A 13,855-nucleotide genomic window follows, 5' to 3' on the forward strand; every position below is an offset into this window, starting at 1 on the left:
ACGTGTGGGGGGCATAGTTGCCCCCCTTGCGCTTTCATTCGTCTGCGTGGTGAACAACAACCAGTAACTGCGCCGGTGTCACACCTACCGAGCGCAGCCGGTGCGGCGTCTGGGCGTTGAAATGCAGGGCGTCGCCCTGCTCCAGCAACACCCGCTCACTCATGAAATCCACTTCCACCTGGCCTGTGTGAACAAACAGGAACTCTTCGCCCTGGTGTTCCTTGAACGTAGGGTCGCTGAACTCGGACGGCGGCTGAATCAGAAACGGCAGCAGGCTGCGCTGGCCAACCTGACTGGTGAGGGCCGCGTACCCCGGCCCTTGCCCATCGCCAACCAGGGCCTGGCGCTCGGTACGGCGCACCAGGCTGTAGCGGCTCTGCCCGGCCTGCTCTTCGGCGAACAGCTCTTCGACATTGACGTTCAGCGCCCTCGCCAGTTTCAGTGCCGCAGCGATCGAGGGCGTGTTGAGGCCGCGCTCGACCTTGGACAGGTAGCTTTTGGTCATGCCAGTCTTGTCGGCCAGCATTTCCAGGGTCATCCCCAGTTTCTTACGCAGCAGTTTCAATCGGATAGACATGTGACGCGGGTTTCCCAGGCTGAGGCAGCCATGATACGCGTCTGAAAGCTGACGCCAAGCCTCCAGGGGCCTTGAATCAAGGCATCACGGGCGGCACGTACTGCAGCGTTGTACCCAGCGCCCACAGCAACACCAGCACCAACGGCACATGCACCAGCAATTGCACGAACGAGAAACCGATCAGGTCGCGCGCCTTGAGCCCCAGCACGCCCAGCAACGGCAGCATGTAGAACGGGTTGATCAGGTTCGGCAAGGCTTCGGCCGCGTTGTAGATCTGCACGGCCCACCCCAGGTGGTACTGCAGGTCGTTGGCCACCAGCATCACGTAAGGGGCCTCAATGATCCACTTGCCGCCGCCCGAAGGGATGAAGAAGCCCAGCACCGCCGAATACACGCCCATCAGCACGGCATACGTGTCGTGGGTCGCAATCTGGGTGAAGAACAGTGAAATATGGTGGGCCAGCGTCTGTTCATCGACGCCCTTCACCTGGGTGAGGATGGCGGCGATCGAACCATACAGCGGGAACTGGATGAGCACACCGGTGGTGGTCGGTACCGCGCGTGCCACCGCGTCAAGGAAGCTGCGTGGGCGCCAGTGCAGCAAAGCACCGAGCATGATGAACAACAGGTTGTAGGTGTTGAGCCCCGAGATGGCGGTAATCGCAGGTTTTGTCGCAAACTCCTGATACAGCCAGCCAGCAGCCAAGGCCACCAACAGCAGGATCAGGATCGGGCTGTGTTCCAGCCACTCCCCCGGGCGCGTGCGTTGCGGCGCGGGTGGCGCTGTGAAGCTGGGGTCGACACCGCAGTCTTCTGCGCTACGGGCGCTGTTAGGGCCCGGAGCGGTGGCGTAGGCGATCACCAGCGAGACCACCACCAGCGCCGCCAGCATCACACCGGACTGCCAGAGAAAGATGGTTTCGGTAAACGGGATCACCCCGGTTATCGACAGGATTGAAGGTGGCAGGCTGGCTGGGTTGGCCTGCAGCTGCGCCGCCGAGGATGACAGGCCCAACGCCCACACCGCACCCAGGCCCAGGTAAGCCGCCGCACCCGCAGCGCGGTAATCCATCTTCAGGTCGGTGCGCCTTGCCAGGGCGCGCACCAACAAACCTCCAAACACCAGCGACAGCCCCCAGTTGAGCAAGGAGGCCAGCATCGAGATCAGTGCTACCCAGCACACTGCCGAGCGCCCATTGCCGGGAATGAGCGCCAGGCGATCGATCAGCCTCGCGGCGGGCGGCGAACTGGCCACCACATAACCGCCGATGACCACGAAGGCCATCTGCATGGTGAACGGTATCAGGCTCCAGAAACCGTCGCCAAAAGCCTTGGCGGTGTCGGTCGGTTTGGCGCCCATGGCCAGTGCGCCGATACACACCAGCAGCACCGCCAGCGCGGCGAACACCCAGGAGTCGGGGAACCAGCGTTCAGCCCAGTTGGAGCAGCGCAAGGCAAAGCGCGCGGAGCGGCTGTCTTGGATTTCAGCGGCCACGGTTGAATTCCTTTTATTGGTTTTATGGGATGAAGCGGTATTGCCAGGCAACGCAAAAAACCTGTAGGAACAGGCTTACCCGCGAATGCGGCGGTCAATGTACCGACGCATTCGCGGGTAAACCCGCGCCTACAGGTGAGATCACGTCATGCCTTAGAAGGTCATTTCCTTCACATCATCCGGCACGATCAGTTTGCCGGCGGTTTTCTCGATGATTTCCTCGACACTGACCCCTGGTGCGGTCTCGCGCAGAATGAAGGCGCCGTCTTCGATTTCCAGGTAGGCCAGGTCGGTCAGCACCTTGCGGATGCAGCCCGCACCGGTCAGCGGCAGGCTGCACTGTGGCAGCAACTTGGACTCGCCGTCCTTGGAGGCGTGGGTCATGGTGACGATGATGTTGTCGGCGCCGGCCACCAGGTCCATGGCCCCGCCCATGCCCTTGACCAGCTTGCCCGGAATCATCCACGAGGCGATGTTGCCCTGCACGTCCACCTCGAAAGCACCCAGTACGGTCAGGTCGACGTGGCCGCCACGGATCATGGCGAACGATTGTGCCGAATCGAAAATCGAGGCGCCGCGGCGGGCGGTGACAGTTTGCTTGCCGGCGTTGATCATGTCGGCATCGAGGGTGCTTTCGGTGGGGAATTCGCCCATGCCGAGCAAGCCGTTTTCCGATTGCAGCATCACATCCATGTCGGCGGGTACATAGTTGGCCACCAAGGTGGGGATGCCGATGCCCAGATTGACGTAGTAGCCGTCCTTCAGTTCACGGGCAACGCGTTGCGCCATCTGTTCGCGGGTCAGTGCCATGGTCAGGATCTCTTTATTGTTCGGGTGGATGGCGCTCAGGCCTTGACGGTGCGCTTTTCGATACGCTTTTCGAAGGTGCCGACGATGACACGGTCCACGTAGATGCCCGGGGTGTGGATTTCGCTTGGCAGCAGCACGCCGGGTTCGACGATTTCTTCCACTTCGACCACGGTTATCTTGCCGGCGGTGGCCGCCAGCGGGTTGAAGTTTTGCGCAGTGTTGCGGTACACCACGTTGCCGTAGTGGTCGGCCTTCCAGCCCTTGACGATGGCGAAGTCACCGGTGATGGATTCTTCCAGGATGTACTTGCGGCCCTTGAACTCGCGGACTTCCTTGCCATCGGCAACCGGGGTGCCATAGCCGGTGGCGGTGTAGAACGCCGGAATGCCGGCACCACCTGCGCGCATTTTCTCGGCGAGGGTGCCCTGTGGGGTCAGCTCCACTTCCAGCTCGCCACTGAGCAACTGGCGTTCGAACTCGGCGTTTTCGCCCACGTAGGAGGCGATCATCTTGCGAATCTGCCGGTCTTCCAGCAGCACGCCCAGACCAAAACCGTCCACGCCGCAGTTGTTGGAGACCACGGTCAGGCCCTTGACGCCGCGCCGCTTGATTTCGCTTATAAGGTTTTCCGGGATGCCGCACAGGCCGAAACCACCGGCCAGTACCGTCATGTTGTCGCTCAGGCCTTCGAGGGCCTGTTCATAGGTTGCAACGCGCTTGTCCAGTCCGGCCATGCTGATCCGCCTTTTGTAGTTGTTTAACCGACGAGGCTGTCGGTGAGCGTGTGCAGACATCTTCACCGCAAGCGACTGATTTGTTAATTTTGTTTTCGTCATCGATTGATAATTTTTACAAAACAAACGATAGGCCCGACATGAACGTCAAACAACTGCGCGCCTTTGTCGCCGTGGCCAAGTACCAGAGCTTCGCCCAGGCCGGTGAACACCTGCACGTTTCACAACCGGCACTGAGCCTGACCATCAAGGCGCTGGAAGAAAACCTCGGCGGCGCCCTGCTCAGCCGCACCACGCGCAGCGTCAGCCTGACTGCCGAAGGCGAAGTGCTGCTGCCACTGGCACGCCGCCTGCTGGCCGACTGGGACGACACCGAAGAGATGCTGCGCCAGCGCTTTACCCTGCAATTGGGCCGTGTGTCGGTGGCGGCCATGCCGGCTTTTGCCGGCAACCTGTTGCCCCACTCGCTCAAGGTGTTTCGCCAGCGCTACCCCAAGGTCAACGTCACGGTGCACGACGTGATCAACGAACAGGTACAGGAACTGGTACGCCATCGCCGCGTCGAACTGGGCATCGGCTTCGAGCCGGATAACATCGATGGGCTGGACTTCCACCCGTTGTACATGGACCGCTTCGTTGCCGTAGTGGCCGCCGACTCGCCCTTGGCGCTGCTGCCCCAGGTCAGCTGGGCACAGCTGATGGCCGAAGATTTCGTGGCCCTGCAACGCCCTTCGGCGGTGCGCCTGTTGATGGAGCAGAATGTGGCGGCCCGCCACGGCAAGCTGGCAGTCGCGTTCGAAAGCCACCAGCTGACGACCATCGGCCGCATGGTGGCCAGCGGCCTGGGGGTCAGTGCCGTGCCGGCGCTGTGCATCAACCAGATGCAGGAGCTGGGTGCCCGCTGCGTAACCTTGGTCGAACCCACTGTCGAGCGGCGCATCGGCGTGATTGCCCTCAGCGAGCACAAGCTTTCCACTGCAGCGCAAGCACTGCTTGAGGTGCTTCTTTCCAATACCCGGATCCCGGAGGTGACATGCGTTACGTAAATCTGGCAGGCACTAGCGTTCCAGCCATCGGCCAAGGCACCTGGTACATGGGCGAAGACCCAGGTCGCAAGGCTGCCGAAGTCGCGGCGCTGCAACAGGGCATCGAGATGGGCCTGAACCTGATCGACACCGCCGAGATGTATGCCGAAGGGGGGGCAGAAGAGGTCGTTGGCCAAGCCATTGCCGGGCGCCGCGACCGGGTATTTCTGGTCAGCAAGGTCTACCCGCACAATGCCAGCCTGCGCGGCATGGCGGCTGCCTGCGAGCGCAGCCTCACCCGGCTGGGCACCGATTGCATCGACCTGTACCTGCTGCACTGGCGTGGTCAGCACCCGCTGGAGGAAACCGTCGAAGGCTTCGAGCGCTTGCGCGAGCAAGGCAAGATCAAGCGTTGGGGCGTGTCCAACTTCGACGTCGACGACCTGCGCGAACTGCACAACCCTGATTGTGCCACCAACCAGGTGTTGTATAACCCGGCCCAGCGTGGCATCGAATTCGACTTGCTACCGTGGTGCGAAAAACGTGGCTTGCCGACCATGGCCTACTGCCCGCTGGCTCAGGCCGGGCGCTTGTTGCAGCACCCGGTACTGGCGGAAATCGCCGAGCGCCATGGCGCCACACCGGCCCAGGTCTGCCTGGCCTGGGTGACCCGCGATGACGGCGTGATCGCCATCCCCAAGGCGGTGGCGCCCGAGCACGTGCGGCTCAATGCGGCGGCGGGAGCGCTGACCTTGACCGGTGAAGATCTGCGGGCGATCGACCGGGCGTTCCCTGCACCGACGCGCAAGCAGCGGTTGGCGATGGTGTAGGCGAGCACAAGCTGGACCAGTAGACGACCTCTGTGGGAGCCTGCATGCCCGCGAACACCGGCAAGGCCGGTGCCCTGCAACGCGGTGGCTGCTTCGCGGGCTCGCCCGCTCCCACAGGAGACCGCGCAAGTACCGAGCGTTGAGCAAGCCTTGAGCAACTGCGCCACCACCACCGCCCGCCGCTGCCGTTCGCCAAGCGCAATCTGGCCCAGGACGCGACCTTTGGACTGCCCCCAAGAAGTTGGACACCAATCCAACCTTTGTGGGAGCAACTGTCTTGCTCAATTTCTAAAAGCTGGCGCGATCCCTGTGGGAGCGGGCTTGCCCGCGAACACGGGCGAAGCCCGTGCCATCCACCACGGTGTTGGCTTCGCGGGCATGCCCGTGAACACCGGCAAGGCCGGTGCCTTGCAACGCGGTGGCTGCTTCGCGGGCTCGCCCGCACAGGGAACCGTGCAAGTACCGAGCGTTGGGGTTTCAGTGGAAATCCCGACTGCGCACATCCAGCCCTTGCAACAGCGGACTCACATCCTCCAACCGCCGCGCAATCAGGTGCCGCACCCCATTCTCCTGCTCCAACCGCCCACTGACCTTGAGCAACTGCGAACCCACCAGCGCCTGCCGCTGCCGTTCGGCCAGCGCACGCCACACCACCACGTTTACCATGCCATGTTCGTCTTCCAGAGTAACGAAGGTCACACCGCTGGCGGTTTGAGGCCGTTGCCGGCCCACCACCAGCCCGGCCATGGCAATGTTGTCGCCATGCTCCACACCCTGCAATTCACTGGAGCTGCGACACCCCAGCGCCCTCAGGCGAGCGCGCAACAGGGCCAGCGGATGTGGGCCAAGCGTAGTGCCGAGGGTTTGATAATCGGCCATCAGGTCCTCGCCCACGGTTGGCACGGGCAATTGCACCGGTTCTTCAGGCAAGGCCTGCACATCGGCGAACAACGGCAGCTGCGGCTGCACCGCCGCCACCTGCCAGCGCGCCTGATGCCGATCACTGGCCAAGGCGCGCAGCGCCCCGCCATCAGCCAGGCGGGCACGGGCCCGTGCGTCCAGGCCGGCGCGCAGGCACAGGTCTTCGACGTTGCGCCACGGCCGCTGCGCCCTCGCCTGCTGCACGCGCCTGGCGTCGGCTTCGGCCAGGCCACGCACCAGTCGCAGGCCCATGCGAATGGCCAGGGTGCCCTCAGCATCAGGCTCCAGGGTGCAGTCCCAGTCGCTGTGGCAGACATCCACCGGCCGTACCTCGATACCTTGGCGGCGAGCCTCTTGCAGCAGCTGATCAGGGCTGTAGAAGCCCATCGGCCAACTGTTGACCAACGCACAGGTGAAAATCGCCGGCTCATGGCACTTCAGCCAACTGCTGGCATAGCACAGCAAGGCAAAGCTGGCCGCATGCGACTCAGGGAAGCCATAGCTGCCAAACCCCTTGATCTGCTCGAAGATGCGCTCGGCAAACGCCAGCGTGTAACCATTGCGCAACATGCCCTGCACCAGCCGTTCGCGGTGCGGTTCCAGGCCGCCGTGGCGCTTCCAGGCTGCCATGCTGCGACGCAACTGGTCGGCCTCGCCCGGGGTATAGTCGGCCGCGACCATCGCCAGCTCCATCACCTGCTCCTGGAACAGCGGCACGCCCAAGGTACGTTCGAACACTTCCTTCAGTTGCGGCGACGGATACGTCACCGGCTCCTGCTTCAGGCGCCGGCGCAGGTATGGGTGGACCATGTCGCCCTGGATCGGCCCGGGGCGGACAATGGCTACCTCGATGACCAGGTCGTAGAACTTTTGGGGCCGCAGCCGCGGCAACATGGCCATCTGCGCGCGCGACTCGATCTGGAACACACCCATGGTCTCGGCGCGGCTGATCATGGCGTAGGTGGCCGGGTCTTCGCTGGGGATGGTCGCCAGGGTCAGGTGCCGGCCACGGTGGTGCTGCAGCAGGTCGAAGCAGCGACGCAAGGCGCTGAGCATGCCCAACGCCAGTACGTCGACCTTGAGCAGGCCGACCATGTCCAGGTCGTCCTTGTCCCACTGGATCACCGTGCGCTCCGGCATCGCGGCATTCTCCACCGGCACCAGCTGGTCGAGCGGTTGCTGGGAGATGACAAAACCGCCCGGGTGCTGTGACAGGTGCCGGGGGAAGCCGATCAGTTCGCCGGCCAGCACCAGCACCCGCCGCAGCGAAGGGCTGCCCGCTTCGAAACCGGCCTCGGCCAGGCGCTGGTCATCGGGTATGCGATCGCTCCAGCGACCACAGCATTTGGCCAGGGCATCCACCTGGTCGGCAGGTAGCCCCAGCACCCGCGCCACATCCCGCACCGCACCGGCGGCATGGTAGGTGTTGACTACCGCAGTGAGCGCCGCCCGGTGCCGGCCATAGCGACGGAACACATACTGGATCACCTCCTCGCGCCGGTCGTGTTCGAAGTCCACGTCGATGTCCGGCGGCTCGTTGCGCTCGCGCGACAGGAAGCGCTCGAACAGCAGGTGGTGTTTCATGGGGTCAAGCTCGGTGATGCCCAGTACGAAGCACACCACCGAGTTGGCTGCCGACCCCCGGCCCTGGCATAGGATGCGCTGGCTGCGGGCGAAGGCGACAATGTCGTGCACTGTCAGGAAGTAGCTTTCGTAGCCCAGCTCTTCGATCAGCCCCAGTTCCTTGGCAAGCACATCACGCACCTTGCCACTGGGCCCGTCTGGCCAGCGCAGCGGCATGCCTTGCTCGCACAATTCGCGCAGCCAGCTTGCCGGGGTATGCCCCTCGGGCACCAGTTCGCGTGGGTACTGGTAGTTCAGTTCGCTCAGGTCAAACTGGCAGCGCCGGGCAATGACCAGGGTCTCGGCCAGCAGGTCGAGCGGATACAACTCGGCCAGTTGCGCCTGGCTGCGCAGGTGCCGTTCGCCATTGGCAAACAGAAAGCGCCCGGCCTCGCTCACCTGGCAATGCTGGCGGATGGCAGTCATGCAGTCCTGCAAGGCACGGCGACCACGCACGTGCATGTGCACGTCACCACAGGCCACGGCGAGGATACCCACATCAGCCGCCAGTGCCCGCAGCCGTTGCAGGCGCACGGCATCGTCACTGCCCCGATGCAGGTGCACGGCCAGCCACAGGCGCTCTGCGAACACACTGCGCAGCCACGCGCCGGTAGCGGTATCGCCACTGTCAGCGGCCACCCACAAGGCCAGCAGGCCTTGGTGGTGCAGCAGCAAGTCATCACGAAACAGCTGGTACGCACCCTTCTCTGCCCGCCGCCGGGCACGGGTGATCAGGGCGCACAGGTTCTGGTAGCCGGTCAGGTCCTCGACCAGCAGCACCAGCTTGGGCCCGTCGCACAATTGCACCTCGCTGCCAACGATCAGCCGCAACTGGTGCACCTTGGCTGCCTGCCAGGCGCGCACGATACCGGCCAACGTACATTCGTCAGTGATTGCCAAGGCCTGGTAGCCCTGCTCGCGCGCACGCCGGAACAGCTCGTCGGCGCTCGATGCACCGCGCTGGAAGCTGAAGTTGGAAAGGCAATGCAGCTCGGCATAACCCGGGGTGTTCATGCGAACCAACCCTGCAGCCAAAGCGGGCCGGCCTGGCTCAGGTCGCGGTAGGCCCAGCCGCGCAGGCCGTCACGGGTTTCGATGCGGTAGTAGTCGCGACGCACATCGCCGCCATCCCACCAACCTGATTCGATGCGTTCGGCGTAGCCCTGCACCTGGTAGGCGGCGTCATCCAGCGCGATCGGTGCCGACAACAGCCACCCCGGGCGGCTGCCCGGTGCAACCGGCATGTTGCCTTGGGCCCCCTGCTCCGCCAACTGCCAGGCGCATTCGGGGCGGTGATCGGCGGCTGCACCAAGCCCCTTGACGGCCTCATCCCCCAGGCGGGCGCGCAACCGCTCGCGCAATTGCGCCCAGGGTTGCGCCTGTTGCGCCCGCGGGTCGAACAACGCCTGATGCTGTGGCACGAAGGGTGGCAAGTCTTCGGCAACCAGCCGCAGGTTGCGCACCGGTGCGGGTATGCGCAGCGGCTCAAGGCGCCCACGGGCCAGCTCGAACAGCATCGCAGCATCGCGTTCGGCCGCCAGCAGGCCCACCTTGAGCAGGGTATCCGGCCCCTCGGCGTGCTCCAGATGCAGACAGAAGCGCTGCACGCCACAGTCTCGCCCGGCCAGAAATGCAGCAAGGTCGTTGAGCATGCGCCGCAGCGGGAACAACAGCGCCTGGTGCGACTCGACGTCGAAATTGAGTTCCAGCCGGGTTTCGAAACGGTCCGGTGGCTGGTAGAAATCCAGCCCCAGGTTGCGCTGGCCGAGCAACTGGTCGAGGTGCAGCTGCACCTGGGCCGCAAAGCGCCTGGCCAAGGTATCGCGCGGCAAGGCCAATACCTGGCCCAGCTGGTGCAAGCCCATGCGGGCAAACGCTTCGGCCGCCTCTGCCGGCAGGCCGACGCGCGTGATGGGCATGCCAAGCAGCGCAGCTCGGGTGGCGTCGACATCGCCCACGGCCAGGCCATCGTGGCCATTGGCGAGCATGCGAGCTGCCACCGGGTTGCTGGCCAGGACAATGCGTTGGCGCAGGCCCAGTTCTGCCAATTCCTGACGCAGACGCGCCTCGAACAAAGGCCAGGGCCCGAACAGTTGCAGGCTGGAGCCCACTTCCAGCAGCAGCGCCCGTGGGTAATGCAGGCTGACCTGGGCACTGAAGCGGTAGGCCCAGGCCGCCAGCAGCTGTTGCACCTGATCGATGCGTTTGGGGTCGGCTTCGACACAGGTGAAGCCATCGGCCAGGGCACGCGCTGCGGTCAGGGTTTGCCCGGCCCGCAGGCCCAGTGCAGCGGCCGCCGGGTTGACTGCCTGCAACACGCGACGCTGGGTCGGCCCGCCAATCAGCACCAAAGGCGTGTCAGGGTCGTCACGCTCACGCAGGACGGTGTCCAGCGCAAGCTGCGGTAGCAGGATGCAGGCCCAGAGCATGGTGCATCAGCCCCGCCCCGGGCAGGGAATAGGCATCGCTGGAGGCATGCCACCCCGGCTTTTCAGCACGCGCCATTGCGCCGGGCGCGTGTCGACTGCAATGCGCAGCGCTGCGGGTGAAGGGTTGTGCGACGCCTGCTGCGGCCTGCAGGCGAACGCCAGTGCCTGCCCGGTTTCGGCCGCTACCTGCAAGCGCCGCAGGGCGCGGTCATCGGCACGTTCCGGCCAGCACAGCACCGCCGCGCAACTGCCCGAGCGCAGGCACTGTTCGGCAGCCCACAGGGCATCGGCAGGCTCGGCATCCACCTGTACCAGCCAGCGCAGGTCCACCCCCGCTGCCTGCCAGGCCGGTGCAAAAGGGATGAAGGGTGGAGCCACCAGCACCACTCTGCTGGCTTCTGCACTCAGCCGAGCCAGGGTTGGCCACAGCAACTGCAGTTCGCCACAACCGGGGTTGGCCAGCAACAGCTCGCTCAGTGCTGCCGCCGGCCAGCCACCTTCCGGCAAACGTTCGTCGAGGGCCGCATGGCCGGTGGGCTGCAACCCGAGTGGCCGCGCCTGGGCCTGCCGGCCGCGCCATACCCGGCGCTGCTCCAGCAGCCTGTCGAGGTCGACCACGGCGCCCATCAGTCGCGCCTCAGCAAGCCGCAGAACACGCCTTCGATGAAAAAGTCCTGTTCGGGCTGCACATCGATCGGCGCGTAGGCCGGGTTGCGTGGCAACAGCCGGTAAGTGCCGCCTTGGCGTTGCAGGCGCTTGATGGTCACTTCGCCGTCCAGGCGCGCAACCACGATTTGCCCGTCGCGGGCGTCGGCCTGTTGCAGGATGCCGACCAGGTCACCGTCAAAGATGCCGTCGTCGATCATCGAGTCGCCCCGCACCTTCAGCAGGTAGTCGGGGGTACGGCGGAACAGGCTGGGGTCGAGCAGCAACTGCTCGTGGATGTCCAGGTCCGGGCCGATGGGGGCACCCGCCGCCACCTGGCCCAGCACGGGTATTTCGAGGATTTCCGGCCGGCGCAGCGGTTCGGCCAGGCGTATGCCCCGGGCCTGGTTTGGCGTGACATCGATGTAACCGGCCTGGCACAGGGCGGTGATGTGCTTGCGTGCAACGCTGCGCGAGGCAAAACCGAAGCGCGTGGCGATATCGGCCAGGCTCGGCGGCTGACCATGCTCGGCAATGCGCTCACGGATGAATTCGAAAATGGCGCGGCGTTTGGGGGTAAGAGTGTCCATGGAGCACATTTGTACTCTTTTCGGAGCACGCTGAACAGCCCCCTTCGTCGTCAGCTTTGGTTATGATCCCCCTGGCTTGTGTTTTTTCATCTGGATATCCCATGCTGACCGCCCTGCTGTTCGACCTTGACGGTACCCTCACCGACACTGACACCCTGCACCTGCAGGCCTTTCGCCAACTGCTGCGTGAACACGACGGCCGCGAGCTGAGCCAGGCGCAGTTCGACGCCCAGGTCAGCGGCCGCGCCAACGGCGAGCTGTTCGCCGAGCTGTTCAGCGGCGCCAGCGTCGAACAGTGCCAGGCGTTGGCCGACCGCAAGGAAGCGCTGTTTCGCGCGATGTCGCCGTCGCTTGAACCGATGCCAGGCCTGTTGCGCCTGCTGGAGCATGCCCAGGCCCATGGCATCGGCATGTGCGTGGTGACCAACGCACCGCGGCTGAACGCCGAGCACATGCTGAACGCCATGGGCCTTGGCCAGCACTTTGAACATGTGCTGGTGGCCGAAGAACTGGCACGGCCCAAACCGGACCCGCTGCCCTACCTCACCGGCCTGCAGCGCCTGGGTGCCGAGGCCGGGCAAGCGCTGGCCTTCGAGGACTCATTGCCGGGGACGGCCGCGGCCAGTGGCGCGGGGATCTTTACCGTGGGCGTGGCCACGACGCAGACCCCGGAGCGGTTGCTGGCGGCGGGCGCCAGGCTGGTTGTCGACGATTTCAATGATGCGGCGTTGTGGGCGTTGATCGAGCGTATGGCTTCAGATACGGGGTGTGTTCCCGAAGGCTAGGGAGCGGGAGCCGAACTTGCTGGCGCTGCAGCCGGGGTGCCGGATGTACAGCCTGGAACGCTAAGCCGTGACGCCGCATTTCGCCCCTGCAGCCATACCGCCAAAGCCGCCAACCCTGCGGGTAGCAACAACGAAGCGAACACCTGGGCAAAACTCCAGCCCAGCGCCAGCATCTGTGCCCCGGCAAAGGCACTGAGAATCGCACCCAGGCGCCCGATGCCGCTCATCCAGCTGGCCCCGGTCGCCCGTGCTTCAGTCGGGTAAAAAGCCGCCGCCAGTGCATTCATCCCAACACTTGCCCCATTAAGGCCAAAGCCTACAGCGCTCGCAACCGCGCACAACCAGGCGAAGTCCGCAGCGACCTGACCAATTGCAAAAATCACCGCACCACTGAACAGGAAGGTCAGTACCAGCACGCGCTGCGCCGGGTAACGATCCATGGCCCAACCCACCGAAATTGCGCCCAACGGGCCGCCAATCTGGAAACAGGCCGTGACGATGGCCGCTTCGGCCACCGAGAACCCGCCCCCCTCCTTCACCAGCGTCGGCAGCCAGCCGCTGAACAGATAGACCAGGAACAGCGCCAGCACGTACCCGCCCCAGAGCATGCAGGTACCAAAGCGATACCGCGCGGAGAGGATAGTGCCGATTGCACCGCCTGCAGCCTGGGCTTTACCGGGCAAGACAAAGGTCGTGTCGGCGTTGACATGCTCAGGTGCCAGGCGACGGACAATGGCCAGAATGCGCTTGCGGTCCGCCCCCTTGCTGACCAGGAACGTCACCGATTCCGGCAGGCGCCAATACAGCAACGGCAGGACCATTAGCGGCAACACCCCACCCAATGCCAAGACACTGCGCCAGCCCAGGTTCGGAATCATCCAGGCGCTGACGAAACCACCTGCCGCCGCGCCCAGGGAGAAGCCGCAGAATGCCAGGGTAATGAGCAGCGAGCGGCTGCGTGCCGGGGCATACTCGCTGACCAGGGTGCTGGCATTGGGCATGGCTGCGCCCAGGCCCAGGCCGGTCAGAAAGCGCAACGCGACCAGGGCTTCCAGGTTGGGTGAAAAGGCCGAGGCCAGTGTCCAGAGGCCGAACAGCAGCACGCTGCACAGCAACACCGCCTTGCGCCCGTAACGGTCCGCCAAGGGGCCGGCAATCAAGGCGCCAAGTGCCAGGCCGATCAACGCGGCGCTCAATACCGGGCCCAGACTTTGCGCATCCAGGCCCCAGTCGCTTTTCAATTGCGGGGCAATGAAGCCGATGATGGCGACGTCCAGGCCGTCCAGGGCGATGATGAGAAAGCCAAGGAACACCACCCATTTCTGGTAGCGGCCGATGGGTTGCTGGTCGATCAGTTGGCGCACGTCGAGCGTGTTGTTCATAGGTATCAC

The 13,855-nt window shown here is 64.5% G+C and carries 12 protein-coding genes; 3 read left to right on the top strand and 9 right to left on the bottom strand.

The window, feature by feature from the left end:
• Positions 1-34 precede the first annotated feature (34 nt).
• The 4 genes from AC3RCM_RS14095 to AC3RCM_RS14110 form a co-directional block, all read right to left on the bottom strand.
• Positions 35-577 carry a helix-turn-helix domain-containing protein gene (locus tag AC3RCM_RS14095; protein WP_104887588.1) on the bottom strand — a complete coding sequence of 181 codons (543 nt, stop codon included), beginning with the start codon at positions 575-577 and terminating at the stop codon, positions 35-37.
• A 76-nt stretch (positions 578-653) separates the two neighbouring features.
• Positions 654-2,072, bottom strand: coding sequence for a short-chain fatty acid transporter (locus AC3RCM_RS14100; RefSeq protein WP_064492808.1), 1,419 nt, complete (start codon positions 2,070-2,072; stop codon positions 654-656).
• Positions 2,073-2,225: 153 nt separating this feature from the next.
• Positions 2,226-2,882, bottom strand: coding sequence for a CoA transferase subunit B (locus tag AC3RCM_RS14105; protein WP_004576290.1), 657 nt, complete (start codon positions 2,880-2,882; stop codon positions 2,226-2,228).
• 35 nt (positions 2,883-2,917) lie between these two features.
• A complete protein-coding gene (locus AC3RCM_RS14110) occupies positions 2,918-3,616 on the bottom strand; it encodes a CoA transferase subunit A (protein WP_020192902.1) in 699 nt (232 codons plus the stop codon).
• Between the two features lie 140 nt (positions 3,617-3,756).
• Between AC3RCM_RS14110 and AC3RCM_RS14115 the strand changes: the two genes are divergently transcribed.
• Together AC3RCM_RS14115 and AC3RCM_RS14120 are read left to right on the top strand one after the other, a co-directional pair.
• Positions 3,757-4,662 (top strand): LysR family transcriptional regulator, encoded by a 906-nt coding sequence (locus AC3RCM_RS14115; protein WP_010954013.1) that lies wholly within the window; start codon positions 3,757-3,759, stop codon positions 4,660-4,662.
• Positions 4,650-5,471, top strand: a complete 822-nt coding sequence (locus tag AC3RCM_RS14120; RefSeq protein WP_104887586.1) for an aldo/keto reductase — start codon at positions 4,650-4,652, stop codon at positions 5,469-5,471. The genes AC3RCM_RS14115 and AC3RCM_RS14120 overlap by 13 nt, the downstream gene beginning before the upstream one ends.
• Before the next feature lie 477 nt (positions 5,472-5,948).
• Here the strand turns inward: AC3RCM_RS14120 and AC3RCM_RS14125 are convergent, their stop codons facing one another.
• Genes AC3RCM_RS14125 through lexA form a run of 4 tightly spaced genes read right to left on the bottom strand, consistent with a single transcriptional unit; the run spans position 5,949 to position 11,688 of the window.
• Positions 5,949-9,029 (bottom strand): error-prone DNA polymerase, encoded by a 3,081-nt coding sequence (locus tag AC3RCM_RS14125; RefSeq protein ID WP_104887585.1) that lies wholly within the window; start codon positions 9,027-9,029, stop codon positions 5,949-5,951.
• Positions 9,026-10,444: a Y-family DNA polymerase gene (locus tag AC3RCM_RS14130; protein WP_104887584.1), complete on the bottom strand. Its 1,419-nt coding sequence runs from the start codon at positions 10,442-10,444 to the stop codon at positions 9,026-9,028. Before AC3RCM_RS14130 ends, AC3RCM_RS14125 begins: the two co-directional genes overlap by 4 nt.
• 6 nt (positions 10,445-10,450) lie before the next feature.
• Positions 10,451-11,071, bottom strand: coding sequence for a translesion DNA synthesis-associated protein ImuA (gene imuA, locus AC3RCM_RS14135; RefSeq protein WP_064490548.1), 621 nt, complete (start codon positions 11,069-11,071; stop codon positions 10,451-10,453).
• A complete protein-coding gene (lexA, locus tag AC3RCM_RS14140; RefSeq protein ID WP_012052394.1) occupies positions 11,071-11,688 on the bottom strand; it encodes a transcriptional repressor LexA in 618 nt (205 codons plus the stop codon). The genes imuA and lexA overlap by 1 nt, the downstream gene beginning before the upstream one ends.
• Positions 11,689-11,780: 92 nt before the next feature.
• On the opposite strand from lexA, the gene AC3RCM_RS14145 reads away from it, so the two are divergent.
• Positions 11,781-12,464 carry an HAD family hydrolase gene (locus AC3RCM_RS14145; RefSeq protein WP_064490549.1) on the top strand — a complete coding sequence of 228 codons (684 nt, stop codon included), beginning with the start codon at positions 11,781-11,783 and terminating at the stop codon, positions 12,462-12,464.
• On the opposite strand, the gene AC3RCM_RS14150 is transcribed toward AC3RCM_RS14145, so the two are convergent.
• Positions 12,461-13,846 carry an MFS transporter gene (locus AC3RCM_RS14150; RefSeq protein WP_064490550.1) on the bottom strand — a complete coding sequence of 462 codons (1,386 nt, stop codon included), beginning with the start codon at positions 13,844-13,846 and terminating at the stop codon, positions 12,461-12,463. The genes AC3RCM_RS14145 and AC3RCM_RS14150 overlap by 4 nt on opposite strands.
• Positions 13,847-13,855 lie beyond the last annotated feature (9 nt).

Source organism: Pseudomonas sp. GW823-FHT05G12 (assembly GCF_058795575.1).